This is a genomic window from Polaribacter sp. Hel1_85 (assembly GCF_000766795.1).
In the GTDB taxonomy this organism is placed as follows: Bacteria; Bacteroidota; Bacteroidia; order Flavobacteriales; family Flavobacteriaceae; genus Polaribacter.
In genome coordinates this window covers 1,373,406-1,387,717 of sequence record NZ_JPDS01000002.1, presented here as the reverse complement: position 1 = coordinate 1,387,717, position 14,312 = coordinate 1,373,406, and the positions used below count along the sequence as shown (strand labels likewise).

The window sequence follows — 14,312 nt, the reverse complement described above, 5'->3', positions numbered from 1 at the left end:
TGCTTTTTTAAGTCCTTTATGTTGAAATCTAAATTATCAATCTTATTTATTATCATATTTAATATAATTTGTGTTAATAATATTCAAGCTCAATTGAGTAAAAAACATTTTATTCCGCCTTTAACTTATGCAGAAACAGGAAATGCAAATCCTGAAAATCAATATTTTTATATTTCTACACCTAATAATCAGAACGTAAGTTATACTATAAAGCAAATAGGAAATTCTTCTGGTGATATTACAGGTTTTGTTTCAAGTTCAACGCCTCAAGAAATATTAATTGGTTCTGGTGATAGTCAACTTTTTGTAGATTCTAGACAAACAAGTGTAGTTCATTCTGATAAAGGTTATATTATAGAAGCTGATGACGTTATTTATGTTTCAATTCGTGTTTTAGCTGGTGGAGGAGCACAAGCTGGAGCATTAGTTAGTAAAGGTGCTTCTGCTTTAGGCACAACCTTTAGAGCTGGAATGTTTACCAATGAAAATCCGCAAGACAACTACTTGAACTTTATTTCTGTTATGGCTACAGAAAATAATACAAAAGTTACTTTTGATGATTTACCTACAGGTATATTAATTAAAAACTACACAGGAAATCTACCAATTACAAATATCCTTTTAAATGAAGGCGAAAGTTATATTGTTGCTACAAATGCAGTTGATAATACAATTAACAGAGATGCTTTAATTGGTACTTTAATAACCTCAGACAAACCCATAGTTACAAATGTTGGTTCTGCTAATGGAAGTTTTCATAACGGCGGAGGAAGAGATTATGGAATTGACCAAATTGTTGGAATTGATAAAATTGGAAGCGAATATATTTTTGTAAAAGGTGATGGTTCTGATGGTTGGGAAAACGTTTTAATTGTAGCACATGAAGATAATACATCTGTGCGCATTAATGGAAATGCAAATTTATCAACAGTTATAAATACTGGGGAATATTATTTAATTGAAGGTGCTAGTTATAACAGCAATGGCAATTTACTTGTAGAAACTTCAAATCCAATTTTTGCTTATCAAGGAGTTGGCGCAAATAATAGTGAAGCAAATCAAGGTTTATTTTTTGTTCCTCCTTTAAGTTGTGAAAACAGAGGAAAAGTAGATAATATTCCTAATATAGAAAATATTGGAACAGTAACTTTTACTGGAGGAATTACAATTGTTACCAACAAAGGAGCTACTGTAAATATTAATTCTCAACCAATATCAAATTTCACAACATCAGGCCCTTTTGATGTTGATGGAAATACAGAATATATAACTTATAAAGTAACTAATTTAACTGGTGATATTTCTATAGACAGTAGTGGCGAATTGTATTGTGCTTATTTTAATCAAAATGGAGCAGCCACCTCTGGAAGCTTTTATTCAGGTTTCCCTTCATCACCAGAAATTAATTTTGATGCCACTGTTTCTGCTTTAGGAAATTGCATACCAAATGTAACTTTAGAAGCTGCAAACACAGATCTATTTGATGAATTTGAATGGTTTTTTGATGATGAAAATGGTGGTGGTTTTGTATCAACAGGAAATACAAACCCTACTTATACACCTACAAATCCAGGTAGATATAAATTAATTGGAAAAATAACCTGTTCTGGTTCAACTTTCGAGTCTGTAGAAGTTCCTGTAAGTATTTGTCCTGATGATTATGATGGTGATACAATTATTGATAATATCGATGATGATCTTGATAATGATGGAATTTCAAATTGTAACGAATCAATAGGCAATGCAACATTAAATATTGCAGATTCTAATAATCCTAGTATCATTTTTCAAGATAATTCAACAAACAACAGTACAACTAGTGTTTATACAGAAACTGAAACTAGTAATACTTTTTCTGGAGACAACATAGGGAATTTCACATCTGTAATAAACCCTGCAACAGATACAAAACTAAAATATGAATTAAAGTTTAATCAAAATATAAATTTTAAATTTAGTCAAAACAAAGCTTTAAACCATACTATTTCTAATGGTGAATTTTTCATCATTAAAATTGTCCCAAATAATAAAAATATTACTCTTATAGACCCTGATGACCAGCTTTTAGTTGATACAAATTTTGATGGAGTTTTTGAAGCAGGAGTTACCAACCTATCAGCTTCAGAAATTTGGTTTAAATACGCTGCAAATACAACTGGAGCAACAAGTACATATGAATTTGTTGCTCATCAAGTAAATCAAATTGATTTTAAACATCAATCAACTGGAATTACAACAACCTCAACTTTTAACGGAAACATTCAATTAACCTGTTTCTCAAGAGATTCTGATAGTGATGGAATTGAAGATTCTTTAGATTTAGATTCTGATAATGATGGAATTCCAGATTTCTACGAAACAGCAAATGATAGTGATAACGATGGAATTCTAAATTACCTAGATATAGATTCTGATAATGATGGTATTTTTGATTTGGTAGAAGCTGGAAATAGTAATTTAGATACTAATTTTGATGGAGTTATTGATAATGCTATTTCAAAAATTGGTATAAATGGTTTGGTTGATAACTTAGAAACAACTCCAGATGATAAAACACTTGCTATTAATTACACAATTGTAGACACAGATACTGATGGTATTTTTAATTTTATAGAATTAGATTCTGATGATGACACTTGTTTCGATGTTATTGAAGCTGGTTTTACAGGAAATGGTTCTGGTATTTTAAACACATCTACTTTTGCAGTTGATAATTTTGGAAAAGTTATTAATAATACTGATGGATACACAATCCCTAATGTAAACTACTTAACGAGTGCTCAAATAAGTTTAAATACTACTTTTGATGATGTTGCTTTTTGTGAAAGCTCAATTGAAACTATAACAATAGATTCCAATGCAGATGGTTTTCAATGGCAGGTTTCTACAGATAATGGTACCGTTTTTAATAACATTACAAATAATACTATTTACAATGGAGTTACTACAACTTCTTTACAAGTTTCCAATATTCCATTAACTTATAATAACTATCAATATAGAGTGGTTTTAACTAGAACTGGTAATAGTTGTCCTTTTACATCAAATGCAATAAAACTAACAGTTAATCCATTACCTATTCCAAAAGAAAATCCTACAGAATTAAAACAGTGTGACTCTGATCCTGATAAGCAAACAACTTTCAATTTAACATTAGCAGAAAGTAATATTTCTAGCAATTCAAAAGATACTTTTCAATATTTTACAACAGCAATTAATGCCAATACTGGCTCACCTCAAGTAGCAGATAAAACCAGTTATTTTGTTGACACAGCAGGTGAAGCCTGGGTTAGAACAATTTCAGAATTTGGTTGTTATACTATTTCCAAAATCAATTTAACAGTTAGCTACACACCTAACGAACCGTATGAGGAAACTTTTTTAGAATGTGATGATTTTTTAGATGCTGATGGAAATAATACTGCTGCAAATTCTGACACAGATGGAATAACCTTTTTCGATTTCAGTACTGCTCCAAGTAAAATTTCTATCGATCCGGATATTAGAATAGAGTTTTATGAAACTGAATTAGAAAGAACACAATCCATAAATGAAATTCAACTTTTGCAAAATATCTCTAATTATAGAAACAATAATATTCCAAATATAACTGGAAATAAATTCCCGATTTTTTATAAATTAATTAGTAAATCAAATAACGATTGTTCTGGTTTAGGACAAATTTATCTACAAGTAAATCCTGTTCCAATAGCTGTTACAACTTCAAATTTAGAGTTTTGTGATGATGATTTATCAGGAAGTACTGCAGATGGAGAAAATGCAAATATAAATCTTAGAGATCATGTTGTTGACATCTTAGGAACAACTCAAACTGAAGCAGATTATATCGTTTCTTTTCACACAACAGCAAATGGAGCTAATACAAATACTGATGTTATTACTAATGACACCAGTTTTACAAATACGGCTCAAAATGGTTTTACTTTAGGTGATATTAGTGAGCAAACTATTTTTGTGCGTGTACAAGATAGAAATGGAACTCAGCAATGTTTTAACGACCACGTTTCTTTTAAAATAATTGTAAATCCTGTTCCTACTATTTCTTCAACTGTAGTTGATTTTGCAGTTTGTGATGTCCCTACTTCTTCTGATAGCGATACTAGAAATCGAATTGCTCAAAATATCGATTTAACTTCTAAAGACATCGAAATTTTAGATGGTAAAACAAATCATAGAGTTGCTTATTATGCAACGCAACAAGATGCTGAAAATGGTAACGAAATTACAAATCCTACTGATTTTCAAAACATAACGAGTCAAACTGTATTTCCCACTAATTTTAATACAGATGATCCAGGAATTGAAACCATATTCTTTAAAATATTTGATTTAGGTGGTAATATGTGTGAATCTGTTTTTGCAACTTTTCAGTTATTGATTTACCCAGAACCTAATATTCCAATCAATATTTCTAATTATTCTGATTGTGATAATATTTCAGATAGTTTTGCTGATGATGATAATGGTATAAATGGAGATATTTCTCTTAAAAATAAAATACCAGAAATTCTTATCAATTATCAGCCCGCTGAATTTGCAGATTTCTCGGTAACTTTTTACACTTCTTTAGCTGATGCAGAATCAGGAAACAGTTCTTTAGCAATTGATGAAAATATATTTGAAAATAACAACAACAATCAAACAATTTTTGTACGTGTAGAAAACACAAAAAACACGCCAATTATTTGTGTAAATACCCAACTCTCTTTTAATATTAATATTATTTCTTTACCCGAATTTACAGTTACTGGAGAAGATCCTAATAATCCTCAAATTCTGTGTTTAAACTACACAACTCCACATATTCTTGAAGTAGAAAATCCTGCAGCTGGTTATGATTATGAATGGGAAGATAAAAACGGAACTGTATTAGGAACCAATTCCACTTTAACCATTAGTGAAGGTGGAGAGTACACTGTAAAAGCAACAGATATTACAACTACATGTAACAAAAGTAGAACTATTTATGTTGAAGAATCTGAAAAAGCAACCTTGCTACAAGAAGCTGTCACAATTATTGACGAATCTAACAATATTGGGAGTAATGATAATATATCTATTTTTATAGATACTGTTAAAAATCCATTAGGCAAAGGAGATTATCAATTTGCTGTTAGAAATGATGATTATGGAGATATGTTTCCTGCAATTGGGTTTCAAGATGAACCACTTTTTGAAAATCTTGAAGGTGGAATTTACACTATTATTGTAAATGATAAAAATGGTTGTACTCCAGATGAAGAATTGCAAATTTCAGTAATTCAATTTCCTAAATTCTTTACACCAAATGGAGATGGAAAGAATGATACTTGGGTAATTAAAGGTGCAAACAAAACATTTTATCCTAATAGCAGCATTAATATCTTTAATAGATTTGGGAAATTTGTTGCACAATTACCAATTGATAGTCAAGGTTGGGACGGAAACTATAATGGTAAAATATTACCTTCTGATGATTATTGGTTTAATATTCAGCTAATTCCTGCTGATATTACAAAACCAACTATTAATAAAAAAGGACATTTTTCTCTATTAAGGAAATAAATATTACTTTTTAAAAGTTAAAAAAATACGGATATTTTTATACAAAGTATCCGTATTTTTACATCATGGAATTTAAATTGGTATCAGAATTTTCTCCAACAGGAGATCAACCTCAAGCAATAAAAGAACTTACAGAAAGTATTCTTGGAGGTGAAAAATTTCAAACTTTATTAGGGGTAACAGGTTCTGGTAAAACATTTACGGTTGCAAATGTTATAGAAGAAATAAAAAAACCAACCTTAGTTTTAGCACACAATAAAACATTGGCAGCTCAATTATATTCAGAATTTAAACAATTCTTCCCTGAAAATGCTGTAGAATACTTTGTTTCTTATTACGATTATTATCAACCAGAAGCATACATTCCTGTAACAGGAACTTATATCGAAAAAGATTTGTCTATCAATGATGATATTGAAAGACTTCGTTTAAGCACAACTTCTTCCCTACTTTCAGGTCGTAGAGATGTTTTAGTAGTAGCTTCTGTTTCTTGTTTATACGGAATTGGAAACCCTGTAGAATTCAAGAAAAACGTAATTCCTATTCATGTAGACCAACAAATTGCAAGAACAAAATTTTTGCATCAACTAGTTCAAAGCTTATATTCTAGAACAGAACACGAAATAAAAAGTGGAACTTTTAAAGTAAAAGGAGATGTAGTTACCATTTACCCTTCTTATGGTGATAATGGTTATAGAGTTCATTTTTTTGGTGATGAAATTGAAGAAATAGAATCCTTCGATTTAGAAAGCAATACTGTACTTGAAAAGTTTGAAGAACTCACCATTTACCCAGCAAACCTGTTTGTAACTTCTCCAGATGTATTACAAAACGCGATTCATCAAATTCAAGAAGATATGATGAAACAAGTAGATTATTTTAAAGAAATTGGTAAACATTTAGAAGCAAAACGTTTAAAAGAACGAACAGAATTCGATTTAGAAATGATACGCGAATTAGGATATTGTTCAGGAATTGAAAATTATTCTCGTTATTTAGATGGTAGAGAACCAGGAACAAGACCTTTCTGTTTGCTAGATTATTTTCCTGATGATTATTTAATGGTGGTTGATGAAAGTCACGTTACAATTCCACAAACACATGCAATGTATGGTGGAGATAGAAGCAGAAAAGAAAACTTGGTAGAATATGGTTTTCGTTTACCTGCAGCAATGGACAATCGTCCGTTAAAATTTGAAGAATTTGAAGAAGTTCAAAATCAAGTTATATATGTTTCTGCAACTCCTGCAGATTATGAATTGCAAAAAACTGAAGGTGTTTTTGTAGAACAAGTAATTCGTCCTACAGGGTTATTAGATCCAGTAATAGAAATTAGACCAAGTTTAAATCAAATTGATGATTTAATTGAAGAAATACAAACTCGTGTAGACAAAGACGAACGTACTTTGGTGACCACTTTAACCAAAAGAATGGCAGAAGAGTTGACCAAATATTTAACAAGAGTTGCAATTCGTTGTAGATATATACATTCTGATGTTGATACTTTAGAACGTGTCGAGATTATGCAAGATTTACGTAAAGGTTTGTTTGATGTTTTAATTGGAGTAAATTTATTAAGAGAAGGTTTAGATTTACCAGAAGTTTCTTTAGTTGCTATTTTAGATGCAGATAAAGAAGGTTTTTTACGCTCTCACAGATCGATTACACAAACTGTGGGTAGAGCAGCAAGAAATGTAAATGGTTTGGCAATTTTATATGCTGATAAAATAACAAACAGTATGCAAAAAACGATTGATGAAACAGAACGTAGAAGAGAAAAACAAATAGCTTACAACACAAAACATAATATTACTCCTACTCAAATCAATAAAAAGATAGATGACACTCTATCTAAATCTGCAGTTTCAAGTTATCATTACGACAATGCAAAACAAGTTGCTGCAGAACAAGATTTACAATATTTACCAAAAGAAGAAATAGAAAAACGTATTAGAGAAAAACGCAAACATATGGAAGCTGCTGCCAAATCTTTAGATTTTATTGTTGCTGCCCAATTAAGAGATGAAATTGCAGTTTTAAAAGAAAAATTGTAAATTCTTTATGAAAAGAGGTGTTTTTACCTATTGATTTTTTAACTCAAAAAAACTAACTTCGCTAACGCCGATTATAAATCACTTGTGCTGAACTTGATTCAGTATTAAAACGGACATCATAATCGTCTTAAGTTAGCGAAACTCATAAAAAAAAGCCTCACAATTAATTGTGAGGCTTTTTTTACTAAATATATTTTCTAAGAAACTACTTAGAGGCTTCTAAAACTTCTTGTACTTTATCAGCAGCTTCTTGAAATTCTGTAGCAGAAATAATTTCCATTCCAGAATTATCTATTAATTCTTTTGCTTCTTTTGCATTTGTTCCTTGTAATCTACAAATAATAGGTACATTAATTTTGTCTCCCATATTTTTATAAGCATCTACAACACCTTGCGCTACTCTATCGCAACGTACAATACCACCAAAAATATTTACTAAAATTGCTTTTACTGCTGGATCTTTTAAAATAATTCCAAAAGCAGTTTCAACTCTAGCTGCATCTGCAGTACCACCAACATCTAAAAAGTTAGCAGGTTCTCCTCCAGATTCTTTAATTAAATCCATAGTTCCCATTGCTAAACCAGCTCCATTTACCATACACCCAACGTTTCCGTCTAAATCTACATAGTTTAAACCTGCAGCTTTAGCTTCAACTTCAATTGGGTTTTCTTCACGTAAATCACGCATTGCTGCATAATCTCTGTGTCTGTATAATGCATTTTCATCTAAAGAAACTTTAGCGTCAACAGCCATAATTTTAGAATCAGATGTTTTTAATACTGGGTTAATTTCAAACATAGAAGAATCCGATCCAATGTATGCTTTGTATAAATTAGTAACAAACTTTGTCATTTCTTTAAAAGCAACACCAGATAATCCTAAATTAAAAGCAACTTTACGTGCTTGAAAAGGCATAATTCCTAATAAAGGATCAATTTCTTCTGTAAAAATTAAATGTGGAGTTTCTTCTGCAACAGTTTCAATATCCATTCCACCTTCCGTAGAATACATAATCATATTTTTACCAGTTGCTCTGTTTAATAAAACAGACATGTAGTATTCATCTGGTTCAGAATCTCCTGGATAATAAACATCCTCACAGATTAAAACTTGATTTACTTTTTTTCCTTCGGCAGAAGTTTGAGGTGTAATTAACATCATTCCAATAATATCATTGGCAATGCTTTCTACTTCTTGTAAGTTTTTAGCCAACTTAACTCCTCCACCTTTTCCACGCCCACCTGCATGAACTTGCGCTTTAATAACATGCCAACCTGTACCGGTTTCTGCTGTTAATTGTTTTGCTGCATCTACAGCTTCTTTATGATTGCTAGCAACAATTCCACGTTGAATTCTAACGCCAAAACTGCTTAAAATTTCTTTTCCTTGATATTCGTGTAAGTTCATTTGTAAATGTTTAAAAACGTTGTCAAAAATACAAATTCATATACAAAACCATGCATAGTTTTCATTAAAAATTAATTATCATTCTTTTTATCTCAAATTTTCTTTAAGAAACATTTAACACTCCAAGAATGTAACACTTCAAATTTTAAGATGTCTTTCTTATAATTAACACGATTTTAAGAATTATCTCTCAATTGATAAATACTTTAGCAATGTGTTTACACATAATCAACCAAAAATTACATGTTAAAAAAAACCATTTTACTACTGCTTGTAATGTTATCATTACATCAGTTACCAGCACAAAACAAAGAAAATCGGAAAACAATAAAAACCACAAGAATTAAAAAAGCACCTAAAATTGATGGTGTATTAAATGACAAAGCCTGGAAAAATGCAGAATTAATTACAGACTTTATTACTTTAAGACCAGATAACGGCAAACCTGTTTCATCAGAATACCAAACCATTGTTAAAGTTGTTTATAACAATGATGCTATTTACATTTCTGCTCAGATGAATGATCCTGATCCAGAAGGAATTCCTCAAGAATTTGCAACAAGAGATAATTTTAGTATTGCAGATTTCTTTTTGGTAACTATAAATCCTAATGACGATGGCCAGAACCCTTTCGAATTTGTTGTTCAGGCTACAGGAAACCAAGGTGATGCAAAGGTTTCTAATGGAAATGAAGACTTTAATTGGAGTGCCGTTTGGAAAAGTGCTACAAAAATTACAGATAAAGGATGGAATGTAGAAATGGAAATTCCATACAGAGCATTACGTTTTGCTAATGAACCAATACAATCTTGGGGATTTAATTTTCACAGAAGATTAGAAAAATTAAACCAACAACATACTTGGACTCATATTGATAATTCTGTTGGAAGATGGACACAATATGATGGTTTGATAACCGATTTTAAAGATATTAAACCAACTACACGTTTAAATTTATACCCATATGCGTCTGCTACAACTACCACATTTGAAGGTCAATCTGAATTTGATTGGAGTGTTGGAATGGATATTAAATATGGTCTATCAGAAAACTTTACTTTAGATGCTACTTTAATTCCAGATTTTAGTCAAGTAGGTTTCGACAATGTTGAATTAAATCTTGGTCCTTTTGAGCAACAATTTTCAGAACAACGTCAGTTTTTCACAGAAGGTACTGAACTTTTTAATATTGCAAATTTATTTTACTCAAGAAGAATAGGCTCTTCTCCTATTGATCAATTTGATGTTTACGGAAATTTATCCGCAGATGAAGAAGTAACAGATTACCCAGGAAAAGTAACCATGTTAAACGCAGTTAAAATTTCTGGAAGAACAAAAGGCGGATTAGGTATTGGATTTTTTAATGCTATTACAGAAAAAACAAATGCAACTATAAAAAACACAAATACTGACGAAATTAGAAAAGAAGTAATTGCTCCTTTTACAAACTATAATATTATGGTGCTAGATCAACAGTTTAATCAAAACTCAACTGTTTCTTTAATTAACACCAATGTTACTAGACATGGTGAGTTTAGAGATGCTAATGTTACAGCTTTAGACTGGCATATTGAAACCAAAGACAGCAAATATAATGCAGATGGTTCAGTTAAAATGAGTAATATTTCTGATGATGTCAATAATAATGGTACTGGATATTATTTTGATAACAGTTTTGGATACAACTCTGGACATTGGAACTGGGAAATTGGCTATAATTTTGAAAACAAAGACTACAACCCAAATGATTTAGGTATTCTTTTTAGCAATAACCAACAAACAATTTATGGCAGTGCAGGTTGGAGAACCTTACAGCCTACCAAAAAATTTAATTCTTACAATTTTTACTTTTATAATAATGCAGAATTTCAACATTTTTCGGGAATTTACACAGGATATCAAGCTAGTTTTGGTGCAAGTGCACAAACAAGAAATCGCTTCTACTTTGGAGGTAATATAAATTATGAAACAGAAAGTAAAGATTTTTTTGAACCAAGACAGGGTACAACTAGCGGTATTTACTTTTTACAACCTGAAAGAAAAAATATAAATACATGGATATCTACAAACTCACAAAAAAAGTTTCAAGTAAATGCAGATGTATGGTATACAGGGTACTCAAATAACCCAAAAGTAGGATATGGTTTCAGTATTTCTCCTCGTTATCGATTTACAAATCAATTTTCTTTACAATATAGTTTGAATTACAATCAATTTTATGACGACCAAGGTTATATAAATGAAGATGATACAAACATTATTTTTGGAATGAGAGACAGAAAAAACTACACAAACACTATTTCTGGAAAATATAGTTTTAGCACAAACTCTTCTCTTTCTTTAAGTTTTAGGCATTATTGGGGTTCTGTAAATTACAATAGTTATCACAACTTAAATTCTGATGGAAACTTAAACCCAAACACAACATATATTGGAGATGATGTTAATTTTAATAGCTGGAATTTAGATTTAAATTACATTTGGCAATTTGCTCCTGGAAGTCAATTAATTGCATTTTATAGAAATTCTATTTTTAACGAAGACACAAAATCTAATTTAGATTTCTTTAAAAATTTAGATAATTTATTCGATCAATCACAAAGACACACATTCTCTGTAAGATTTGTTTACTTTATAGATTATAACAAACTTAAAAATATTTTCTAGTTAGATATTTTGATATCTTTAGTTCATTAGAAATCAGAAAAGCTTCATCGTTTTTCTGATTTCTTTTTTATACATTCGTTACAAAGTTTTAAGTATGATAATTGGTAAAAACATTCACAAATATTATGGGGATGTAGAAGTTTTAAAAGGTTTAGATTTACATATAAAAAAAGGAGAAATTGTTGCTATTGTTGGCCCTTCTGGAGCAGGCAAAACAACATTGCTTCAAATTTTAGGAACTTTAGACAAGCCCCAAAAGGAAGAAAACTACGAATTAAAACTAAACAACGTTTCACTTAACAACCTAGCAGATAACGAGCTTTCTTCTTTTAGAAACAAGCATATTGGTTTTATTTTTCAATTTCATCAATTATTACCAGAGTTTACTGCTTTAGAAAACGTCTGTATTCCTGCCTTTATTGGAAATAAACCAAAACAAGAAACAGAAAAAAGAGCAAAAGAAATTCTTGAATTTTTAGGATTATCTCATAGAATAAGCCACAAACCAAACGAACTTTCTGGTGGAGAACAACAAAGAGTTGCTGTTGCTAGAGCTTTAATAAACAATCCTTCTGTTATTTTAGCTGATGAACCAAGTGGAAATTTAGATAGTGAGTCTGCTAAAAACTTACATGAACTATTTTTTAAACTTCGTGATGAATTCGGACAAACCTTTGTAATCATTACTCATAATGAAGAATTGGCAAACATGGCAGACAGAAAGTTGACTATGAAAGATGGAAAAATAATTTAACCAAATATGAAAAAGTTAGGTCTATCTTTAATTACGATTCTAATCTTAAATTCTTGTGCATCCATATTAAATGGTAAAAAGACTTCTGTTAAAATTTCAGCAGATAAAGAAAGTAAAATTATTTATGAAAAAGACACACTATCTATCAATAGAAAAGGAGTAATTATAAAACCTGTTCGTTCTAAAAAAACGTTAACGATTACAGTTTTAAAAGATAGCTTAAAAGAAAAATTTTATTTAAAACGAAAATTATCTAATTTCTTTTGGCTTAATATTTTTAATAATTATGGTATTGGAATACTTGTTGACTTTACTACAGACAAACGTTTTACCTATAAACATAATTTGCATTTTGCTACAGATAGTATTACAAAAAAAATAATTTTAAGTACAAAAAAAAATAGCACTACTTCCTAAAAATAAATTTTTCATATACACATCCCCTTTGCAGTTTCTTGATTTTATTTCCATACCTATGGGGACCTTAGGTACAGAATATTTTATAAAAGACAATATAAGTTTAAGCGCTGAATATGGTTTTAGAAATACAAGTTATCCCAATAGTGACTCTAATGTTTTATACCTAAAAGAAAAAGCAAGTACTTATAGATTTGAAACAAAGTTTTACAATAACATCAACCTAACAAACAATGTTCATTTAAACGAATATTTAGCACTTGAAGTTCGCACAATAAAAAGCCAATATAATGACTACATTAATTATACCGTAATTAACGATATAGATACACACGAGTACATAACCGATGATTTTGCTACTAAAAAAACCGTAACAATAATTAATTTAAAGTATGGATTACTTGTACCTATTGGAGAAAAATTTTATTTCGACTTTTATTCTGGCTTAGGCGTAAGAACTAAAAAATATCAACATATAAACTTAGAATATAATAAGCTTATCCATCAAACTAATTTTTCTGATGATATATCGTTATTTGATTATAAACGTTTTAAAAGTTATGAAAAAAAATCATTTTTAAACTATTCATTAGGATTCAAATTTGGAATTAAATTATAAAAAATGAAGAAATCTGAACTAAAAGAATTCTTAGATGAGAAAGTAAAGCTTTATAACAATCCTAAATTTATAGAATCAGATCCAATTCAAATACCACATCAATTTTCTAAAAAAGAAGATATTGAAATTGCCGCTTTTTTAACAGCTACCATTTCTTGGGGAAACAGAAAAATGATTATCAAAAATGCAACTAAAATGATGGATTTACTTGATAACGCTCCCTATGATTTTATCTTAAACCATCAAGAAAATGATTTAAAGTCTTTAGAAGGTTTTGTTCATAGAACTTTTAACGCAATAGATTTACAACAGTTTATAATATCACTAAAAAACATTTACAGCGACCATAAAGGGCTGGAAAACGCATTATCTATTAAAGGTAATGATACAACATATAAGAATGCTATACATCACTTAAAACAGGTGTTTTTTGAAGTTTCTCATCATCAAAGAACAAAAAAACATATTTCTGATCCCTTGAAAAATTCTGCTGCTAAGAGAATAAATATGTTTTTACGTTGGATGGTTAGAAAAGATAATTCGGGTGTAGATTTTGGGATTTGGCAAACTCACAAACCGGCAAATTTATCTTGTCCTTTAGATGTACATTCTGGAAATGTTGCCAGAAAATTAAAACTACTTTTACGAAAACAAAACGACTGGAAAGCACTTTCTGAACTCGATAATAATTTACGAAAATTAGACAAAAATGATCCTGTAAAATATGACTTCGCATTATTTGGTTTAGGTGTTTTTGAAAAGTTTTAATTAGTAGTTAACAACTAGTCTACTCTTTATAATTTTTATAATAAATTAGTATTTTAGAAA

Annotated in this window: 8 protein-coding genes; 7 read left to right on the top strand and 1 reads right to left on the bottom strand. The window is 29.9% G+C overall.

The genetic code is table 11. The features are described 5' to 3' along the window. Nucleotides 1–93: 93 nt before the first annotated feature. Entirely contained in the window at nucleotides 94–5,565 is a 5,472-nt protein-coding gene (locus PHEL85_RS13305; protein ID WP_162179438.1) for a T9SS type B sorting domain-containing protein, read from the top strand. A gap of 65 nt (nucleotides 5,566–5,630) precedes the next feature. Then, nucleotides 5,631–7,619 carry an excinuclease ABC subunit UvrB gene (gene uvrB / locus PHEL85_RS13300; RefSeq protein WP_036825803.1) on the top strand — a complete coding sequence of 663 codons (1,989 nt, stop codon included), beginning with the start codon at nucleotides 5,631–5,633 and terminating at the stop codon, nucleotides 7,617–7,619. A 205-nt stretch (nucleotides 7,620–7,824) separates the two neighbouring features. On the opposite strand, the gene sucC is transcribed toward uvrB, so the two are convergent. Beyond that, nucleotides 7,825–9,027: an ADP-forming succinate--CoA ligase subunit beta gene (gene sucC / locus PHEL85_RS13295; RefSeq protein ID WP_036825801.1), complete on the bottom strand. Its 1,203-nt coding sequence runs from the start codon at nucleotides 9,025–9,027 to the stop codon at nucleotides 7,825–7,827. A 276-nt stretch (nucleotides 9,028–9,303) separates the two neighbouring features. Here sucC and PHEL85_RS13290 point away from each other — a divergent pair, with 276 nt between their 5' ends. The 5 genes from PHEL85_RS13290 (at nucleotide 9,304) to PHEL85_RS13270 (ending at nucleotide 14,252) form a co-directional block, all read left to right on the top strand. Continuing rightward, nucleotides 9,304–11,694, top strand: coding sequence for a DUF5916 domain-containing protein (locus tag PHEL85_RS13290; protein ID WP_235318279.1), 2,391 nt, complete (start codon nucleotides 9,304–9,306; stop codon nucleotides 11,692–11,694). A 94-nt stretch (nucleotides 11,695–11,788) separates the two neighbouring features. After that, nucleotides 11,789–12,448, top strand: coding sequence for an ABC transporter ATP-binding protein (locus tag PHEL85_RS13285; protein WP_036825797.1), 660 nt, complete (start codon nucleotides 11,789–11,791; stop codon nucleotides 12,446–12,448). Nucleotides 12,449–12,454: 6 nt separating this feature from the next. Then, nucleotides 12,455–12,865, top strand: coding sequence for a hypothetical protein (locus PHEL85_RS13280; RefSeq protein WP_036825794.1), 411 nt, complete (start codon nucleotides 12,455–12,457; stop codon nucleotides 12,863–12,865). Nucleotides 12,866–12,923: 58 nt separating this feature from the next. Beyond that, nucleotides 12,924–13,484, top strand: a complete 561-nt coding sequence (locus PHEL85_RS13275; RefSeq protein ID WP_036825791.1) for a hypothetical protein — start codon at nucleotides 12,924–12,926, stop codon at nucleotides 13,482–13,484. 3 nt (nucleotides 13,485–13,487) lie between these two features. Next, nucleotides 13,488–14,252 carry a TIGR02757 family protein gene (locus PHEL85_RS13270; protein ID WP_036825788.1) on the top strand — a complete coding sequence of 255 codons (765 nt, stop codon included), beginning with the start codon at nucleotides 13,488–13,490 and terminating at the stop codon, nucleotides 14,250–14,252. Nucleotides 14,253–14,312 lie beyond the last annotated feature (60 nt).

Coding starts and splice junctions, on each gene's coding strand:
- uvrB (WP_036825803.1), top strand. CDS start 5,631: ATGGAATTTAAATTGGTATCAGAATTTTCTCCAACAGGAGATCAACCT.
- sucC (WP_036825801.1), bottom strand. CDS start 9,027: ATGAACTTACACGAATATCAAGGAAAAGAAATTTTAAGCAGTTTTGGC.
- PHEL85_RS13290 (WP_235318279.1), top strand. CDS start 9,304: ATGTTATCATTACATCAGTTACCAGCACAAAACAAAGAAAATCGGAAA.
- PHEL85_RS13285 (WP_036825797.1), top strand. CDS start 11,789: ATGATAATTGGTAAAAACATTCACAAATATTATGGGGATGTAGAAGTT.
- PHEL85_RS13280 (WP_036825794.1), top strand. CDS start 12,455: ATGAAAAAGTTAGGTCTATCTTTAATTACGATTCTAATCTTAAATTCT.
- PHEL85_RS13275 (WP_036825791.1), top strand. CDS start 12,924: ATGGGGACCTTAGGTACAGAATATTTTATAAAAGACAATATAAGTTTA.
- PHEL85_RS13270 (WP_036825788.1), top strand. CDS start 13,488: ATGAAGAAATCTGAACTAAAAGAATTCTTAGATGAGAAAGTAAAGCTT.